Genomic DNA, 17848 nt, shown 5'->3' on the forward strand with positions numbered 1-17848 from the left:
TTTTTTATTTTATTGTCCTAAAAAAGCACTCCTCTTAATTTTACTTAAGAGAAGTGCTTTTTAAATAGGGATACGTATAAAGAAACTGGTCCCTTTATTTCCTGAATACAGTTGAACATCCCATCCGTATTTTTTAGCTAAAGATGTTACAACAAACAAACCAAGACCCGTGCCACCATCCTCATCTTTTGTTGTATAAAATGGCGTTACTAAAACTTTATCCTGAATCTCTAATGGAATACCAGGTCCATCATCCATAACTCTCACAACAACCACTTGTTTATTTTTAAAATGTGCTGGTACAAATTGTTGGCTATCTTCTTTTTCTTTGAACATCGAAATTGTAATTTTGCCTTTAGCTGAACCAATAGCTTGATACGCATTAGTTATTAGATTAAATAAAACATTCTGCAAATCTTGTGGCTCCATTGTAACTTGCGGATAATTATCTGATTTAATATCTAAAACTAATTCAACATTTTTGGGAATCAACAAGCGAATTGTTTTTACTCCATCTTTTATTACTTCTTCTAAATCAGCCTGTTTCTTTTCTTTACTATCTAACTTAGAAAATCTTAAAATATTACTTGATAACTCCTGACCCTTCTTAGCTGAAATGTAAATGGATTCCAAATCACTTAACAAAGCCTCATCGTCTTGGTACTCATCCATCATTAACTTGGTAATACCAAGTAATGGAGTCAATATATTATTCAAATCATGAACGATTGTTGTTGAAACGATTCCTATAGTTTCTAATTTTGATTCTTGTTGAATTTTCTTTTCTAAATCATGACGAATTTGATCTTCTTCTCGGCGTTTTTCAGATTCTTTGTATTTTAAGTAAACTTTATACTGATGCTGATACTGTCTTAAAATAATAATAAAAAGAATAAAGATAATCACAATAATAATAAATATAACTAATAGTAGTAATACATTAGCAAGCGGAAGTCCTTTTCTTTCTTTAATATCAGAGTTGGTTGAAACAACCCAATGGCTATCTCCCATATTCACCCATTTAAAGACACTTAATTTTTCAGCCTCTGTAGGTGTCTTTTGATCCCACCAATAGGAATCGTAATAAATAGTCCCTTCTTTTTGACTTAACTGTGTCTCTTCAACTTTTTCTAAGCCTTGAAAATCAAAATTTGGATATTCTCGTTTTCTGTCTTTAGTGATATTCAAATTAATCTGATTATTTGATGGATGCATAATCACAACCATATCTTTGTTTTTAACAATCGAATAACCATGATAGTTATTTTTGCCATTTTTTATTTGATTCTTATAGAGCGCTTGTAAATTAATAGGCACAACCAATGTTTTATCATTTTTTTTATCATAAATATAGAAATTGACATAATAAAAGCCATTGAGAAAATACTCTTTACTATTTTGTAATTTTTTATTTCCTAAAAAAACAGGTAAACTAGTATCACGTTTGATGTATTCCTCGTCTAAATGAGGCTGCTCCTTTTTATTAAACGAAACAGACTGGAGGATCTCACCTTTAGAATCCATTAAAAAAATACCTTCAATTTCATCCTTTGCTACTTTTGATAATGAGGTTAACTCGGATTGTTTTTTATCAGGGCTTTCAAGAGACATAATCAACTCTGATGACTGCTCTTGCAAGAGAACTCGATACTTTTCAAAAGTTTGTTCTAAAATACCGATGGCATATTCATTGGTTTTTTCTAAGTAGTCTTCAGCACTTTGGTTAATTCTTTTTTCTATACTAAAATAGCTATTTACTATTAAAAACATTGATAGTACTATTAGACTTAGTAAGGTTATAAACATAATTTTTATCCGCTTATCGGATGGTTTTGACAGCATACTATCACCTTTTTATTTTTGATGGTTGAGGAGGAGACATTTTATATTGAAAAATCAAAAGCTATTAATTGTTGATGATGATCCAATTATTCGTAAATTATGTTGGAAAGCATTTCAATCAACTGGTTTACTAATCTATCAAGCAGATTCTATTGATTCTGCCATTGATATTTCATCTCGTATTTCCTTTGACTTATTTTTACTGGATGTCGGGCTAACTTATGAAAATGATGGCTACTATTTGGCCCAACACTTAAGAGAAGCATTTCCGTTGATTCCTATTATTTTTTTAAGTGGAAAATCAGACGAGCAAGACATTATCACTGGTCTTGAAACAGGGGCTGACTATTATATTACTAAGCCTTTTTCGATTGAATTCTTAAAAGCTCAAATCATGAGTACGTTAAATCGTTACACAATAATAAAAAAAGATTTACGGCCAAAAACAGAAAAAATAACATCAGGTCCGTTTACTTTTGATAAAAAAACATTCAGCTTTTATAAAGAAGATAAAAAAGTTGATATGTCTTCAAAAGAAGCTAATCTCATGCTATTTTTCATGGAAAATCCTGACCAAGTTTTTTCTAAACAACAAATTTTACTAAATGTTTGGGATGACCAATCTAGTGACCTAAATCTCGTCAAAGTTTATATGAACTATTTAAGGAATAAAATTGAAGACAATCCAAAGGAACCTCTCTTCTTAAAAACCATTTGGGGTGTTGGTTATTCTTTTAGTCCTAACTAATTTTATTTTCTAGTAATGAAAACAGAAAAATACCAAGAGATAATAAGTCCGCGGAACCTCCCGGACTTAAATTTTTTTTGATCATTTTCTGATCTAATTCACTCATTTCTGTGATTAACTCCTCATAGGTTAAATCCTTCTCTTTAATTAGTAATGCTTCTTTTTTTAAAAATTGAATACCTTCAAGGCCACCTCTATGGTATATATTACTATCTTCAACTGCACTCATTAAATCAATAAAGCCTCGTAAATTTCTCTCATCTCTCGTTAACTCTTTATACGCTAATAACTGAGGTAATAATACCTTTTCCAAAGAAGCATAACCTGATTCAGCTTCACCGCGAATACCTGTTATTCCTGTTTTCAAGTATAATTTTTCACCGTTTGATAAGGATTTTTTTTGATTTAAATCTAAAAAATCACGACTAGCTAAACCTTCACACATTTTAGATGTATAGTCTAAAACTAAATGGATATCTTTCATTGAATAGACTTCACCTAAAAAAGTTTGTTCATATTTTCCAAGTGCACCGAGAATGACAGCAAATGAAAAATTGGCACCTTTGTGAGTATTAATATTTTTGGTTGCTCTCATCATTTCTTTTTCGGCTTTAGCTCCTTCAAATCGCATTTTATCGAACAATTCTAAAGGCGTACCTTTATGCTCATACCCAATTTGAATATAATTAGTAAAGTAGGGAGCAATGGCATTAGCACTCGCATAAAAAGTTTCAATCGTCATATCTTGGTGAGATCCATTGTTCAACCTATCCACAAGTCCTGGTTTTGGACTTAGATTTACCTCTTCTAGTAAGGCTTCATAAGCCATAATTGATATTTTTTTATTTCTCTCCATAAGCAATTTCTCTTTCTTCCATTTCTTTGACGATAAATCGTAAAGAACGATCTAAGTGTTCATGAGTTATTAATGTAATTTGCTCAATATCCTTATTTTTAATTCCTCGATAAATCAACCAATGTTCTGCCATAGCGTCATCTCTTCTATCACTAGAACGAATAGCAATATCTCGGAAGTAAACTAAGTATGTTTGAAGTTTTGTCACAATTGATTTTAATCGTAACATTTCACTTTTTTCATAAATAAAGGAATTAAAATCTGAAAAATTATCAAGTAATTCGTCAACTCGATTTTCTTCATTTAATTTATCCCCGTATTCTAGTAATTTTTCCATTTCAACTAAATCTTCTTCGGTCATTAATTCCATTGCTTTAACAGTCGCTAGTGTATCTAAAGCTTTACGAATATCGTATATTTCATAGGCATCTTTTATGCTGATTCCTTTAACAATGGTTCCAATCCCTTTTTGATGCATCACTAATTTTTCATCTAATAATCGTTGTAACGCATAACGAATTGGTGTTCGACTAATATTAAAGCTCTCAGAAAACTCCATTTCATTAATTCTCTCTCCTGCACTTATTTCGCCCAAAACAATAGTTTTTCTCAAGGCTAAATAAATGGCTTCTTTCAATGGAATGTTTGACGTCAAATCTATATTCTTTTTAACAATATCTACTGTTTTTACCAATCTAATCACTCTCATCTTTTCTTCTGTTTCTTCTATCTTAACTTTTTTTTTGAATCCTGTATAGACTAGAAAAAAAGTAGTTTCTCACAAGAATAAGAAACTACTTTTTATTATGATTATAAATTGATTTCTACATCCACCGTTTGGACTGGTACATCGTAAAATGGATCTTCTCTTTTACCTAAGAAATCTTTTCCTTGTTTAGGGAATAAGGCGAAACTTAACACGTCTTCATCAGATTTAGCATATTCTTTGATGTCATCTTTAAACGACTCAAAGCTTGGCTCAAGTAAATCAGCTGGACGTCCTGTGATTCTTTTATCATCTCCGATAATTTTTTCAACAATGTCTTGTTCAATTGGAACTGGAGATGCGCCGTATAACCCTTTGACATAATCTTTAATTTCAGAAGGCACTAGCTTATAACGTTCTCCTGACAACACATTCATTAAAGCTTGCGTTCCTACCATTTGTGATAACGGTGTTACAAGTGGTGGATATCCCATATCTTTACGTACTTTAGGAACTTCTTCTAAAACCATTTCGTATTTATCTGCATTTCCTTGCTCTGTTAATTGGCTTAAAAGATTAGAAAGCATTCCACCAGGAACTTGATAAATCAACGTTTTAGGTTGTGTATCTTTTACTTTAGGATTAAGTAATCCTTCATCTCTAAATTTATCACGAATCCCACCAAAATAGTCTGAAATTTCTTCTAGTTTAGACATATCTAAACCAGTATCATATCCTAAGTTTTGTAAACCAAACGCTACTGATTCAGTTGCTGGTTGACTGGTTCCACCGCTAAATGGTGAAATAGCCGTATCAATAATGTCTGCACCAGCTTCCACAGCTTTTAAGTAAGTCATTTCTGAAATACCACTTGTTGCATGTGTATGAACTTCAACTGGTAAATTCACATCTTGTTTGATTTTACTTACTAATTCATATGCTGTTTCTGGTAAAAGAACTCCAGCCATATCTTTAATACAAATTGAATCTGCGCCTAAATTAGCCATATCAATGGCCAATTTATGAAAATAGTCCACTGTATGTACATCACTTGTTGTGTATGAAATTGCGGTTTGACAATGTCCACCATATTTTTTGATGGCTTTAATGGATGTTTCAAGGTTTCTTAAATCATTTAAGGCATCAAATACGCGAATGATATCAATCCCATTTTTGATTGATTTTTCAATAAATTTTTCAACCACATCATCTGAGTAATTTTTGTAACCAAGTAAGTTTTGACCTCTTAATAGCATTTGTAATTTCGTATTTTTTACTTCTTTACGGATTGTGCGTAATCTTTCCCATGGGTCTTCGTCTAAGAATCTTAAACAAGAATCAAAAGTAGCGCCTCCCCATACTTCTAAGGAATAAAAGCCCGCATTATCCATTGTTTTTAAGATAGGAAGCATATCATCTATTGGCATACGTGTGGCTATCAAACTTTGTTGCCCATCACGCAAGACAGTTTCCATAAATTTAACTTCTTTTGTCATTTAGCATATCCCTTCTTTCATTAATATAGTCTGAAATAGCCAGTTGAAGCTCCTCAATAGAATGACTACGAGATCTTCCACATTCTTTGGCATTTTCTTTGCAAATAAAACAGGTTCTTGGTGATAAATTAAAATCTTTGCGACTTAGTACAACTAACTCTTCTTGCCTTAATTCTAAAACATCTAAATCAAATAACCGACCAAATGGTAATTCTTCTTCCAAATTAATTAAATGTTTTTTTACAACACTGGCATTTTCCTTGATTAAAAAATAACCCTCATATCCTGTTTTTAAAGGTAGCAGTTCTTCATGAAGTAATTCAGATTGCCAATCCATTTTCACTTGATCATAGACCAAGTGAAAAATTTTAATCAGCTCATCTGTTACTTTCACACTTCCAGGTATATTCATTGTCATACTAATAAGTGTATCATTGGTAGACTTTTCTAGAAGTTGTTGCTGCTTTAGTTGACGCTTTTCTCTTGCGTCTAGCATTTCCAAAAGTTGAACATCTTTTCCACCACTAAAAATATTGTTAGACATTTTTTACCACATCGATAATTGTTCCATCACGATATTCGATTAAAGCAACTGTTTTGTCGCCATATTCAATTTTATCTGGAACACCAACGATTGCGTAAGCTTTCTCTTGTAATTCTTTTATACTAAATTGAGGAACATCTAAGTGTTTAAATGCTTCAATCAAATCTTCTCTTGCTGGGTTAATAGCAATACCAATTTCAGTAACAACTACATCAACACTAGATCCTGGTGTAACAACCGTATTGACAGCCTCAACGATTGTAGGTATTCTTCCACGCACTAGAGGAGCAATAATTAAACTCATTTTACATGCGGCACTTGTGTCACTATGTCCACCAGAAGCACCACGAATCACACCATCAGAACCAGTAATGACGTTAACGTTAAAATCGGTATCAATTTCTAATGCTGATAAAATAGCCACATCTAATTGATTGATTGCAGCACCTTTACTTAATGGAGATGCGTAAAAGTTAGCATCAATTTCATAGTGATTTTCAGAATTTCCTAGCGAAATTGCTGATGGATGATCAAAGTCTTGAACGTCAATAATTTTCTTAACTAATCCTTCTTCTAATAATTCAACCATAGCATTTGTGATACCACCTAATGCAAAATCAGCGACAACATTTTCTTTGATCATTGTTTCTCTCATAAAACGAGAAACTGCAAGTGATGCACCACCTGTTCCTGTTTGGAATGAGAAACCTTCTTTAAAGTATGGTGATTTAGTAATCACTTTTGACGCGTATTCAGCAATTAATAATTCTTTTGGATTTTTAGTGAAACGAGTTGCACCTTTAGCAATACCATCTGGATCACCAATTGCGTCTACTTCGACAACATAATCAACATCTGTTTGAGGAATGCTGATTGGTGTATTGGGATAGTCTACTAAATAATCTGTAATAATAACTACTTGATCTGCATATTTGGCATCAATCATAGCATATCCTAATGAGCCACATGTAGCTTTCCCAACTGTTCCGTTCACATTACCATAAGCATCTGAGCTTGGAGCTCCTAAGAAAGCAACATCGATTTTCACATCGCCACGAGCAATTGCTCTGGCACGACCACCATGAGAACGAATCACGACTGGATTTTCCATAATACCTTCAGAAATTGCAGCACCTACTTTGTCTCTTAATCCACTTGATGTAATATTTGTTACCACACCATTTTTAATATGATCAATCAACGGGGCATGAACATTTGCAATAGAACTTGGTGCAATGGATAGATTTTTAATTCCCATTTCAGCGATAGCTTCCATGACCATGTTCATCACAAAGTCACCTTCTCTAAAATGGTGATGGAATGAAATTGTCATACCATCTTTTAAACCAGTTTTCTCGATAGCTTCTTTAATACTACCTAAAATTTTAGTATCTCTTGGTTTAACTGGATTAATATTACGACTATGTTCTTTATAAGGTTTAATTTGTGCTAATTCACCATCAAAAATTCCAAATTGATCTGCAAATTCTTGAGGAATGTCTCTACCTAATTTATTTTGACTCATTTTATAACTCCTCCTCAGAAATTAATTTTGCTGCTTTTGCTAAAGCTATCACTCTTTCAGCACGTTCAACAATTGGTTTATCAATCATTTTACCGTTTAACGCGATAACACCAGAACCTTTTTCTTCGGCTTCACGAATCGCCCAAATAACTTCTTTAGCATGTTGAATTTCTTTTTCCGTTGGTGCGTAAATACCATTCACCACTGGAATTTGACGAGGGTTAATGACTGATTTGCCGTCAAAGCCTAACTGTTTAATTAAGTTGACTTCATTAGCAAAACCTTCCATATTATTAACATCAGAGTAAACTGTATCAATTGCCGCAATACCTGCTGCTCTTGCAGCGTGTAGGATATAACTTCTAGCAAAGAATAATTCTTGACCATCTGGGTGTCTTTTGGTTTTCATGTTAGTAACATAATCTTCGGCACCTAAGGCAATACCAATTAAACGATCAGAAGCTAAAGCGATTTCTCGTGCGTTTAATGTACCTTCAGCTGATTCAATAGCTGCCATCATTTTTGTACGTCCAACAGGAATATTGTTTTCTTTTTCGACTTTTTCAATAACTGCTTCAACATCAATGATATCTTGAGCTGTTTCAGTTTTTGGCAGACGAATAACATTAACTCCTGCAAGCACCATTGCTTCAACGTCTTGGGCACCTACTGTATCAAGACCATTAATTCTTACCACTGTTTCAACATTTGAGTAATCAAATGTTTTTAAAGCAAAGTGAACTAAAGTTCTAGCTGAATCTTTTTCTTTTAAAGAAACTGCATCTTCTAAGTCAAACATCACTGAATCTGCACCATATAGGGCAGCATCTCTTAACATTGCAGCATTTGCACCAGGTACAAACATCATTGTTCTTCTTAAACGTTCCATGAGTCAATCTCCTTCCAATCGTATTGATTAATATCTTCTCTTGACGCGCGATGTACAGCAGTAATTGTTCTTGCCATAATCGTACAATCTAGTGCGCCTTTATCAATAGCTACGACTTTAGCAGAAGAAACGTTTAAGTTTTCTAATGATTTTGTGATAACTTCTTTGATTCTTCTTCCAAATTGCTTTTCAACGCTACTTTCTAGATGTAAACTGATTCCTTCTGTGTCACTTGTTTGAATCGTGATCATAATGTCACTAGATTCTAAAGTGCCAGCAGAAGCTGTTTTTTTGATTTCCATGTTCATTCTCCTCTAGTTTTTAAATAATTATACGTGGTTTCTGGTACCATTTTTTTAAGCTTTTCAAAATCTCTTTGTCCATACGCTTGTCTGACTTTTGTCGCACTTATTATCTCAGAATCGATTTGTTTTCGGTCTAAAATAATAAGTTCAAGCTCATCTCCAAATTCTTCTTGCATTGCTCCGTTATAAATATTGGTTACTTCAGAGTAAGGTTCATTTCCAACATATCGTTTTGTAATTCCTAAATTTTTTGCGATATATTGTTTGAACAATTTGGCATCTAATCTTGCTTGAACAGCTGAGATATCTAACTCCGCTTGCTCTTTTAAAAAGTAACTTGGAAAAGTAGCAGAAGATACTTGATATTGCTCAGTCGGCAAAACAGTCACATTACTAAGTGAAGCGCATCCTTTTTTTACAAGAGTCGTTCTTTCTTCTGTTGAAAATTCTGAACGATCCTCTGACACAACGAAAACGTAAACCCATTCATTTTCACTCGCAGCTTTTTCAATTAAGTAAAAATGGCCTAAAGTGAATGGATTAGCATTCATTACAATGCCACTTGCCTGTTTGGTGTTCACCTTTTTTTCGTTGATAGAAGTAAGGTAATCCTTAAAATCAGGATAACCTAACTCCATAAAAACAACGTGTTCTGTTTCAATAATTTGTTTGAATCCCAAAGACTCAAATAAAATTGCTGATTCAGGTTTAGTATATAAAAACACATGAAAAACTGTTTGTTCTTTCAAGTAATCAAGTAAATAAGTTATTAGTTTAGCTAACAAATCATTACCTTGATACTGATTAGAAATCGAGACACACTTGATAATGTTTTGATATAGCGACGCAGTACCGATTAATTGGTCCTTATCAAAAATACCAATAGTATAATCCACTTGGGTATCTACCATTAAGTTATTTGACATTAAAAGTTCTGACCATTCATTCAATAGTTTTTTATCTCGATTTAACCAAATCCGCTTAATCTCAAACATTTTTTTCACCTGTTTTCTTTTTTTATTATTCTTTGCTTGCTGGGAAAACTTTTAGCAACATTTTAGAAACTAAGAATAAAACGAATAGTACTAAAAAGACGCCACCCATACCAAACAACATCAATTCACCTGCTAATTTCAATGCTTCCATATCTACGCTCATTTATTTCACCTTCGCTTTCTATATCATGTCTTTCATTTTTAGCTAAAGAAACCTAATAATAATCCACCAGCAATAACTGACGCGATTTGTCCAGAAACGTTTGCTCCAACGGCATACATTAAGACAAAGTTTTGAGGATCTTCTTCAGTTGCCATTTTTTGAATAACACGACTTGACATTGGGAATGCTGAAATACCAGCTGCACCAATCATTGGATTGATTTTTTCTTTTCTAAATAGATTGATTAATTTGGCAAACAACACACCACCAACTGAGTCCATAATAAATGCTACCAAACCAAAGGCAATAATCATTAATGTTTGAACATTTAAGAATAATTCAGCTTGCATTTTGACAGAAATAGTTAATCCTAAAAGGATACTTACTATGTTTACTAATTCATTTTGTGCTGTAAGTGATAAACGATCCAGCACACCACATTCTCTTAGCAAGTTACCAAACATTAAGAAACCAACTAATGGTAATGAAATAGGAGAGATAAATCCAGCGACGATTGTTATGATAATAGGGAATAAAATTTTAGTCATTTTAGAAACACTTTCAGCTTTGTAAGTCATTCTAATTTGACGTTCTTTTTTAGTTGTTACAGCCTTGATTGCTATTGGTTGAATAATAGGAACAAGTGCCATATACGAATATGCTGCTACGGTTATTGGCCCCAGTAATTTAGGCGCTAATTGATTGGAAACAAAGATAGCTGTTGGACCATCCGCTGCTCCGATAATACCAATTGATGCTGCTTCTTTAATATCAAAACCAAAGAAAATAGCGACAACAATTGTAAAGAAAATACCAAATTGAGCCGCAGCTCCAAATAATAGCATGAATGGATTTTGTAACAATGGACCAAAGTCAATCATTGCTCCGATTCCAATAAAGATTAATAATGGGAATAATTCAGTACTGATTCCTGCTTTAAATAGAATATCTAAAACACCTTCAGCTTCTGAGCCATTCACAGTTTGTGTTAGTACACCTGTACCCGGAAAGTTTACTAATAATGTTCCTAATCCCATTGGTACAAGTAAAGTTGGTTCATACTCTTTCTTAATTCCTAAATACATTAAAACGCATCCGATGGCCATCATGACAATTTGACCCATCGTAATAGAAGCTATACCTGCTATTAATGATTCCACCTACGTCACTTCCTTTTTTCTATTTTTTTAACAACCTTTTATTCAACAGTAATTAATGCATCTCCAGCATTAACAACTTGACCTTGTGTTACGTGAATTCCTTTTACGACACCATTTGATTTACAAACAATTTCATTTTCCATTTTCATTGCTTCTAAAATTAATAATGGTTGATTTTCAGATACAGTATCACCTACATTAACTAATAATTTTAAAATAGTTCCTGGCATTGGTGCATCTAACGTTTTATCGCCAGCTGATGGTGCTGATGTTGGTGCTGCAGGAGTTGGTGCTGCCTCTGCTACTGGAGCTGCTTCTACCGCAGGTGCTACTGGAGCTGCAACTGGTGCCACTGGCGCTACGGGTGTTCCTCCAATTTCTTCCATTTCTACTAAATACTCTTCTCCATCAACTCTGATTTTGAACTTTCTTAACATTCTAATCTTCCTTTCTCTTTTGAATTTTTTTAACAACTAGTTTTGAGTCAGCTGATTCTGTTGCAGCAATACTTGAAGCAATAATAGCTATCTTTCTTGCTTCAGGATTTCGTTTCATTACTTTTTTTACAACAAATTTTGACTCTGGTGAATCCCCACTAGCAATGCTTGTTGCTAGAATACTTACTATTTTCGTCTCTTTTTCGTCTGTTGTTTCTATATAAGGTTCTATATCAACATACTTGTTTGAAACGTTTTCAGATTCTAATGATGGTGATTGATTCTTTTCTAATTCTTGCTCGTTTCGTTTGAAAAAAAAGTCTAACAAACCCATCTCCATTCTTCCTCCCTTTCTTTTCTTGATTTACATTTATTATAGAGTCATTTATTGACAATTACTGATATATCAGTGTTCTTTTGTTGTTTTTTATTCGATATAATTCTTTAAATTGATTTAGAACCTTGATATATCAACGTTTTTAAAGATTTAACCTTTTTTTAACTTTTAATTAACTTTAATTTAACAAGCATATGTTTTTAGTGTTTTTTTTGTGTTTTTTAATTTTAAATTATACATTTTTATACAAAAAAAGTTGTAACATCTATGTAAGCATTACCAATAGCACAAAAAAACAATCATTCATGTGTTCACAATGTTGGTAGGCAAAATAGAAAAGGAGAGAGAGTATGTTATTAACTATTTTAGCTTATGCAATGATTATCGTTTTCATGTATGCCATTATGAAGAAAAAATTATCACCGTTTACTTCACTTGTCATCGTGCCATTAGTCTTTACAATCATTGCTATGGTAGCTGGCGTTGCTAAGAAAGGAAATATTGGAGATTTTGTAATGGAAGGGGTAAAAACAACTTCCAATACAGGTATCATGTTATTATTTGCAATTCTTTATTTCTCAATTATGCTAGATGCAGGATTATTTGATCCAATCACGGAAAAAATGATTCGTTTTGCAAAAGGCGATCCAATGAAAGTTTTAATTGCAACTGCTGTTGTAGCAGCTGCTGTTTCGTTAAATGGAGACGGAACAACAACAACTTTAATTACTTGTTCTGCATTTATTCCGATTTACAAAAAATTAGACATGAAATTAATGAACTTAGCTGTTTTGGTTATTTTACAAAACACAATTATGAATTTACTACCATGGGGAGGACCAACTGCTCGTGCAATGGCTGTTTTAGATGTTGGACCTGAAATTTTATCTTACTTAATTCCTGGTATGATTCTTTCATTACTATATGTTATTTGTTTTGTTGCTCCTAGAATGGGTAAAAAAGAACGCGCTCGTTTAGGAATTGTTAACTTAACTGAAGATGAAATTTTAACAATGACAACCATTCAAGATCCTGAATTACTTGAAATCAGACGTCCTAAAAACTTTGCTTTTAACGGAATTCTTACTATTCTTTTAATTGCCTGGTTAGTTGCTGGTTCATTTATTCCAGCTATTGGTTTACCACCTTTATTATTATTCTTAGTAGGTACATGTATTGCTTTAATGGTTAACTATCCAAACTTAAAAGATCAATCAGCACGTATCGGTGCTAACGGTGGAGACGCTGTTCAAGTAGTTATTTTAGTATTTGCTGCTGGTATCTTTATGGGATTATTCCAAGGTTCTGGTATGGCTGATGCTTTAGCAATGAGTTTCACTAAAATCATTCCTAAACAATTAGCTGGATTCTGGGGCTTGGTAATTGCCTTAATTTCTGCACCAGGTACATTCTTCATTTCAAATGATGGTTTCTACTTTGGTATTTTACCAGTATTAGCAGAAGCCGGTCGTTCTTATGGTTTCTCAAATATGCAGATGGCTTTAGCGTCATTAATGGGACAAGCGTTCCATTTATTAAGCCCATTAGTTGCATTCATTTATCTATTATTAAGATTAACTGGTCTTGATATGGGTGAATGGCAAAAAGAATCTGCCAAATGGGCACTAGGCATTTTTGTAATTTTTGTTGTTACATTAGTTGGTCTAGGATTCTTACCATTCTACATTCCACAATAAACCTTCCTTGAATAAGATATAAAAAAGAAACCATCTGTTTTACTCCCCTAAAACAGATGGTTTCTTTCTATTATTTTTTAACTTTAAAATTAGGATAATTAGAAACAATACGACGTAAGTTACGATGTTTTAACTGTGGTTTTATGGTGCTTAAGTTGGTTAATAGTCGTTTTCTACTAACTGACTCTTCCACATTAATAAAGATATGTTTTAAGCGATACTCCTTCACTGCTGCATTCTCGCTATCGGAAGTATCCACCACAGCCTCCACTTCTTTTTTAGTTGTTACAATAAATAGTAACGTGCTTAAAACATCCATACTAAAGGCAACAAACAATATAATTGGTAACCAACCATTTGTTAATTGACCAAAATATTGAATCATCTCTTCCACTCTTGGTTGAATCACCTGAACTAAAAACAAACAACCAATACCCCAAAATACTGAAACTGGAACAGCTACTCTCCCGTGAATGTTGAGAGGGACTTTACTGTAATCCCATAACTGCATATTGAAGAACTTCTCAAGCAACCAACTTGTTACATACTCCACTATCGTTACAATAACAACTATATTGAAATAGAGATTTAATAAGGTTCCGTATTCTTTTGGTATTAGCAACAATACTGCAACAACACCAAATCCATACACTGGACAATAAGGTCCTAATAAAAATCCTCGGTAGACAAAATGTTTTGCCTTAAATGAGCAAAACACACTTTCCCACAACCAACCTATAACGGCATATGTTATAAAAATCATGAAATAATGCTGCAAAGAATCACTCCCTTCAGATGTTTAAAATGTCATTTCTTTAAGAGATGCTTCAAAAATAGCTAGCACATCTTCTTTTTCTAATGATACATAAGCTTCTGTTGTTAATTCTTTATGTTTTACGGTCTGCTCTGCCATTTCATCTAATAATTTATTATCAATTCCAACTTCACCTAGCGTCATTGGAACTCCCCACTCTTTAAACGTTTGATACGTCAACTCAATGGCTTTTTCTGCTGTTTTCATAGGATTGGTATCTTTTTCAAGGTCAAACACTCGATGTCCAAACTCTGCAAAGCGTTCAGCTGTTTTTTCACTTAAAATATGTTTCATCCATCTTGGCGTAATAATAGCTAAACCAATACCATGAGTAATATCATAATAGGCACTTAACTCATGCTCCATACCATGACAAGACCAAATTCCTGATTTACCTGAACCTGTTAATCCATTTAGTGCTAACGAGCTTGCCCACATTAAGTTAGCTCGTGCATCATAATTTTCTGGATTTTCAAGAGCAATTGGTGTGTAATGATACACGGTTCTCATTAACCCTTCCGCAATGCCATCTTGTACCATTGTATCAGTTGTTTTATTAAAGTAATTTTCAAATAAATGACTTAAGATATCTGATGAACCTGCTAATGTTTGGTAGTTAGGTACTGAGAATGTGTATGTTGGGTCCAAAATAGAGACTTTTGGAACAACTTTTCGAGAACCAAAACTCAATTTTTCTTTTGTATCAGCATTGGTTAATACTGAACCACCATTCATCTCAGAACCAGTTGCTGCAATCGTTAGAATGGTTACTATTGGCAATGCTTGTGTCACTAAACGACTATCACTTGTAAAATCCCAAGGATCCCCTTGATAAAAAGTTGCTGCTGCTATGGCTTTAGTACAATCGATTGTTGAGCCACCTCCAACTGCTAAACAGACATCAATATGATGCTCGCGGCAAAGTTCTGCCCCTTTTCTAACCGTTGATACTCTTGGATTTGGTTCTACTCCAGACAATTCAAAGAGATTAAAATCTTTTCCTAAAAGTTCTTGGATCGTATCATACAAACCATTTCTCTTAATACTTCCTCCACCATAAACAAGTAAGACATTTTTTCCAAACTCATTTAATACGTTAGGCAATTTGGAAACTTGTCCTTTTCCAAATAAAATGTTTGTTTCAACTTTAAAATTAAAATTTTCCATGTTAAAAAAGCTCCCTTCGAATACTATAATCTAATTTTCCTCGTTTCAACTTTATAAGTCAATCATTTAGAAATAAAAAAGCAAAAAAAGAGCTGACAACAAGGTCAACTCCTTTAGTATTTCTATTTTGCGCCTAGAATTTGTTCTTTGGCATGAACTAACTCAGTTAAGAATGAGCAGTACGGTGTGCTAATGCCGTATTCTTTTCCTTTTCGAACAATAGCACCATTGATAAAATCAATTTCTGTTAAACGATTATTAATCATTAAATCTTGGTACATTGAAGGATGATGTAAGCCAATTGTTTCACGATTATAACATGTTTTTATTTGAGCTAATACTTCATCAACATTCAGTGTCGCATTTTCTCTTTTTGCAACTGCTGCAAATTCTGAAACAATGCTTTCCACAATATTATCCGCAACATTAGTTTCACCAAAATCAGCCATGTTTGAATCTAAAATAGTACAAAGACCATTCATTGTTCCATTCACACACGCTTTTTTATAGATTGAAGAAAGAATATTGTCTGAGTATTTTGCATTCAATTTAGCTTCATTTAAAACAGTAATAATTTCTTCAGCAGCTGATTTTCCGTCTGTTCCAAGGTTTTGTAAATCAATTGAGCCGTTTCCAAATAATTTAGCTCTACCTGGTCCTTCAAGTCCTGCTGTCCACATAGTATTTCCTAATAAAATACTACTTAATGGTACATATTTTTTAATCACATCTTCGTGACCAATTCCATTTAATAAGCATAATACTTTCGTATTTTCACCAATCATGTTTTTAATTGATTTAAGCATGCCATCTAATTGCATAGCTTTTGTAAATAGAATAACTAAGTCAGCAGAGAAATCAACGTTTGAAACTTCATCTTGATGATAAATAGCAATATTTTCTGCTACTTCTTCTCCATTGAAATTAGCTTTTAATCCATCACGCTTAATGTTGTCGATATGTTCTTGCCAGCCATCAACTAAGATAACATCATTTTTAGCTTGATGAAGCATTAATCCAAAACGACTTCCCATTGCACCTGCGCCTGCGATAATAATTTTCATATTGTTTCACTCCTGTATGTAATATTTTTTTGAAATTTTCATTTCTATTTTAACAAAAAAAAGAGAAAAAATTAATAATAAAAAGAATACTTTAAAACAATTTTTTTTGTGGTAGAATCTAGAGTAGAGGGTGCATTTTGATATGCCTTTTTTTGCGGTGTAAAAATGGAACCGTTTTTTTAAACAAATTGAAAGGTGATTTTATGAATATTCAACAATTAAAATATTTTATCGAAATTGCAAATACAAACAACTTATCTGCTGCGGCAAGAAATTTATTTGTCACACAACCCACTTTATCCTTAGCTCTTAAAAAGTTGGAAAATGAGTTGAGAACGTCACTCTTCACACATACTGATAAACCCTTTCAGTTAACCAATACTGGGCTTTATTTATATGATCATGGTCAACAAATTGTTGAGGATTTTGACCAATTAGTTGTAGATATCCACAACATGAACGAAAATCCAACTGAAAAAAAGAAGCAAATCAAATTAGGTATCACTACACTTTTTTCAGTTCAATTCATGAAAGAAATTTCACTATATCTTGCAACACATCCCCATGTAGATCTTGTTATTAAACAAGATGGTTCACCTTACTTACAAGGTTTACTTAATCAAAATGAACTAGATGTTGGTTTAATTTCATTTCCAAACCTCTATCCAGAAACACTGACTATCGAGCCTCTAGGTACATCAACTAAAGGATACAATGTCCACGTTGTTGTTCCAGAAGATAACCCTCTTTCTAAGAAAAAAGAATTAACTTTTAAAGACTTAGAAGGTCAACGCTTTTCATCTTTAACAACTAACTTCATGTTAGGAAGACTACTGATTGACCGAGCAAGTGATTGTGGTTACAAACCTAACATCGTCTTACACAATGATGACTTACAAGTTTTACTGCATAGTATTAATAAAAACCAATCTATTTGTATTTTACCAATTGAATACCGAGAAGTCGGTAAAAGCGACCGAGTAAAATGGATTCCATTAGTCGATAAATATGATTATTTTCCAATCGGCATTGCTCTTAGAAAAGATTATCATATCACTAGAGACATAAAGGATTTTATCGAGATTATTAAGAACAATTAATAA

General features: G+C 33.1%; 19 protein-coding genes. 3 read left to right on the top strand and 16 right to left on the bottom strand.

Annotated features, from left to right (window positions below; translation table 11 throughout):
• Positions 1-60: 60 nt before the first annotated feature.
• Entirely contained in the window at positions 61-1770 is a 1710-nt protein-coding gene (locus RR554_RS03055; protein ID WP_332462766.1) for a sensor histidine kinase, read from the bottom strand.
• 118 nt (positions 1771-1888) lie between these two features.
• Here RR554_RS03055 and RR554_RS03060 point away from each other — a divergent pair, with 118 nt between their 5' ends.
• Positions 1889-2590 carry a response regulator transcription factor gene (locus RR554_RS03060; RefSeq protein ID WP_332462765.1) on the top strand — a complete coding sequence of 234 codons (702 nt, stop codon included), beginning with the start codon at positions 1889-1891 and terminating at the stop codon, positions 2588-2590.
• Here RR554_RS03060 and citG read toward each other — a convergent pair.
• The 12 genes from citG to RR554_RS03120 all read right to left on the bottom strand — a co-directional run bounded on the left by citG (position 2583) and on the right by RR554_RS03120 (position 12000).
• Entirely contained in the window at positions 2583-3446 is an 864-nt protein-coding gene (gene citG / locus RR554_RS03065; RefSeq protein WP_332467400.1) for a triphosphoribosyl-dephospho-CoA synthase CitG, read from the bottom strand. The two genes, RR554_RS03060 and citG, sit on opposite strands and share 8 nt — an antisense overlap.
• A complete protein-coding gene (locus RR554_RS03070; RefSeq protein WP_443081315.1) occupies positions 3433-4155 on the bottom strand; it encodes a GntR family transcriptional regulator in 723 nt (240 codons plus the stop codon). The genes citG and RR554_RS03070 overlap by 14 nt, the downstream gene beginning before the upstream one ends.
• Before the next feature lie 101 nt (positions 4156-4256).
• Positions 4257-5648: an oxaloacetate decarboxylase subunit alpha gene (locus tag RR554_RS03075; RefSeq protein WP_332462762.1), complete on the bottom strand. Its 1392-nt coding sequence runs from the start codon at positions 5646-5648 to the stop codon at positions 4257-4259.
• Positions 5632-6192 (bottom strand): citrate lyase holo-[acyl-carrier protein] synthase, encoded by a 561-nt coding sequence (gene citX / locus RR554_RS03080; RefSeq protein WP_332462761.1) that lies wholly within the window; start codon positions 6190-6192, stop codon positions 5632-5634. The genes RR554_RS03075 and citX overlap by 17 nt, the downstream gene beginning before the upstream one ends.
• A complete protein-coding gene (gene citF / locus RR554_RS03085; protein ID WP_332462760.1) occupies positions 6185-7717 on the bottom strand; it encodes a citrate lyase subunit alpha in 1533 nt (510 codons plus the stop codon). Before citF ends, citX begins: the two co-directional genes overlap by 8 nt.
• Before the next feature lies 1 nt (position 7718).
• Entirely contained in the window at positions 7719-8606 is an 888-nt protein-coding gene (gene citE / locus RR554_RS03090; RefSeq protein ID WP_332462759.1) for a citrate (pro-3S)-lyase subunit beta, read from the bottom strand.
• Positions 8594-8908, bottom strand: coding sequence for a citrate lyase acyl carrier protein (gene citD, locus RR554_RS03095; protein ID WP_332462758.1), 315 nt, complete (start codon positions 8906-8908; stop codon positions 8594-8596). The genes citE and citD overlap by 13 nt, the downstream gene beginning before the upstream one ends.
• A gap of 2 nt (positions 8909-8910) precedes the next feature.
• Positions 8911-9897, bottom strand: coding sequence for a [citrate (pro-3S)-lyase] ligase (citC, locus tag RR554_RS03100; protein ID WP_332462810.1), 987 nt, complete (start codon positions 9895-9897; stop codon positions 8911-8913).
• 34 nt (positions 9898-9931) lie between these two features.
• Positions 9932-10069 (bottom strand): OadG-related small transporter subunit, encoded by a 138-nt coding sequence (locus RR554_RS03105; protein ID WP_332462757.1) that lies wholly within the window; start codon positions 10067-10069, stop codon positions 9932-9934.
• Positions 10070-10107: 38 nt separating this feature from the next.
• Positions 10108-11229, bottom strand: a complete 1122-nt coding sequence (locus RR554_RS03110) for a sodium ion-translocating decarboxylase subunit beta (RefSeq protein ID WP_332462756.1) — start codon at positions 11227-11229, stop codon at positions 10108-10110.
• Between the two features lie 38 nt (positions 11230-11267).
• Entirely contained in the window at positions 11268-11666 is a 399-nt protein-coding gene (locus RR554_RS03115; protein ID WP_332462755.1) for an acetyl-CoA carboxylase biotin carboxyl carrier protein subunit, read from the bottom strand.
• A gap of 1 nt (position 11667) precedes the next feature.
• On the bottom strand, positions 11668-12000 hold the full coding sequence (locus RR554_RS03120; RefSeq protein WP_332467401.1) for a hypothetical protein: 333 nt from the start codon (positions 11998-12000) through the stop codon (positions 11668-11670).
• 353 nt (positions 12001-12353) lie between these two features.
• Between RR554_RS03120 and RR554_RS03125 the strand changes: the two genes are divergently transcribed.
• Positions 12354-13700, top strand: a complete 1347-nt coding sequence (locus tag RR554_RS03125; protein WP_332467402.1) for a CitMHS family transporter — start codon at positions 12354-12356, stop codon at positions 13698-13700.
• Positions 13701-13770: 70 nt separating this feature from the next.
• Here RR554_RS03125 and RR554_RS03130 read toward each other — a convergent pair whose 3' ends face one another.
• The 3 genes from RR554_RS03130 to RR554_RS03140 form a co-directional block, all read right to left on the bottom strand.
• Positions 13771-14463, bottom strand: coding sequence for a putative ABC transporter permease (locus RR554_RS03130; RefSeq protein ID WP_332462752.1), 693 nt, complete (start codon positions 14461-14463; stop codon positions 13771-13773).
• A gap of 36 nt (positions 14464-14499) precedes the next feature.
• Positions 14500-15681, bottom strand: a complete 1182-nt coding sequence (locus tag RR554_RS03135; protein WP_332462751.1) for an iron-containing alcohol dehydrogenase — start codon at positions 15679-15681, stop codon at positions 14500-14502.
• Positions 15682-15803: 122 nt separating this feature from the next.
• On the bottom strand, positions 15804-16745 hold the full coding sequence (locus tag RR554_RS03140; protein ID WP_332462750.1) for a 2-dehydropantoate 2-reductase: 942 nt from the start codon (positions 16743-16745) through the stop codon (positions 15804-15806).
• 203 nt (positions 16746-16948) lie between these two features.
• On the opposite strand from RR554_RS03140, the gene RR554_RS03145 reads away from it, so the two are divergent.
• Complete coding sequence (locus RR554_RS03145) at positions 16949-17845, top strand: LysR family transcriptional regulator (RefSeq protein WP_332462749.1); 897 nt, start codon at positions 16949-16951, stop codon at positions 17843-17845.
• The last annotated feature ends 3 nt before the right edge of the window (positions 17846-17848 follow it).

Source organism: Vagococcus sp. (genome assembly GCF_036639995.1).
Taxonomy (GTDB): Bacteria; Bacillota; Bacilli; order Lactobacillales; family Vagococcaceae; genus Vagococcus.

Coding starts and splice junctions, on each gene's coding strand:
- citD (WP_332462758.1), bottom strand. CDS start 8,908: ATGGAAATCAAAAAAACAGCTTCTGCTGGCACTTTAGAATCTAGTGAC.
- RR554_RS03070 (WP_443081315.1), bottom strand. CDS start 4,155: ATGAGAGTGATTAGATTGGTAAAAACAGTAGATATTGTTAAAAAGAAT.
- RR554_RS03055 (WP_332462766.1), bottom strand. CDS start 1,770: ATGTTTTTAATAGTAAATAGCTATTTTAGTATAGAAAAAAGAATTAAC.
- citE (WP_332462759.1), bottom strand. CDS start 8,606: ATGGAACGTTTAAGAAGAACAATGATGTTTGTACCTGGTGCAAATGCT.
- RR554_RS03120 (WP_332467401.1), bottom strand. CDS start 12,000: ATGGGTTTGTTAGACTTTTTTTTCAAACGAAACGAGCAAGAATTAGAA.
- citG (WP_332467400.1), bottom strand. CDS start 3,446: ATGGAGAGAAATAAAAAAATATCAATTATGGCTTATGAAGCCTTACTA.
- RR554_RS03105 (WP_332462757.1), bottom strand. CDS start 10,069: ATGAGCGTAGATATGGAAGCATTGAAATTAGCAGGTGAATTGATGTTG.
- RR554_RS03130 (WP_332462752.1), bottom strand. CDS start 14,463: ATGATTTTTATAACATATGCCGTTATAGGTTGGTTGTGGGAAAGTGTG.
- RR554_RS03125 (WP_332467402.1), top strand. CDS start 12,354: ATGTTATTAACTATTTTAGCTTATGCAATGATTATCGTTTTCATGTAT.
- RR554_RS03135 (WP_332462751.1), bottom strand. CDS start 15,681: ATGGAAAATTTTAATTTTAAAGTTGAAACAAACATTTTATTTGGAAAA.
- RR554_RS03115 (WP_332462755.1), bottom strand. CDS start 11,666: ATGTTAAGAAAGTTCAAAATCAGAGTTGATGGAGAAGAGTATTTAGTA.
- citF (WP_332462760.1), bottom strand. CDS start 7,717: ATGAGTCAAAATAAATTAGGTAGAGACATTCCTCAAGAATTTGCAGAT.
- RR554_RS03075 (WP_332462762.1), bottom strand. CDS start 5,648: ATGACAAAAGAAGTTAAATTTATGGAAACTGTCTTGCGTGATGGGCAA.
- RR554_RS03145 (WP_332462749.1), top strand. CDS start 16,949: ATGAATATTCAACAATTAAAATATTTTATCGAAATTGCAAATACAAAC.
- RR554_RS03140 (WP_332462750.1), bottom strand. CDS start 16,745: ATGAAAATTATTATCGCAGGCGCAGGTGCAATGGGAAGTCGTTTTGGA.
- citX (WP_332462761.1), bottom strand. CDS start 6,192: ATGTCTAACAATATTTTTAGTGGTGGAAAAGATGTTCAACTTTTGGAA.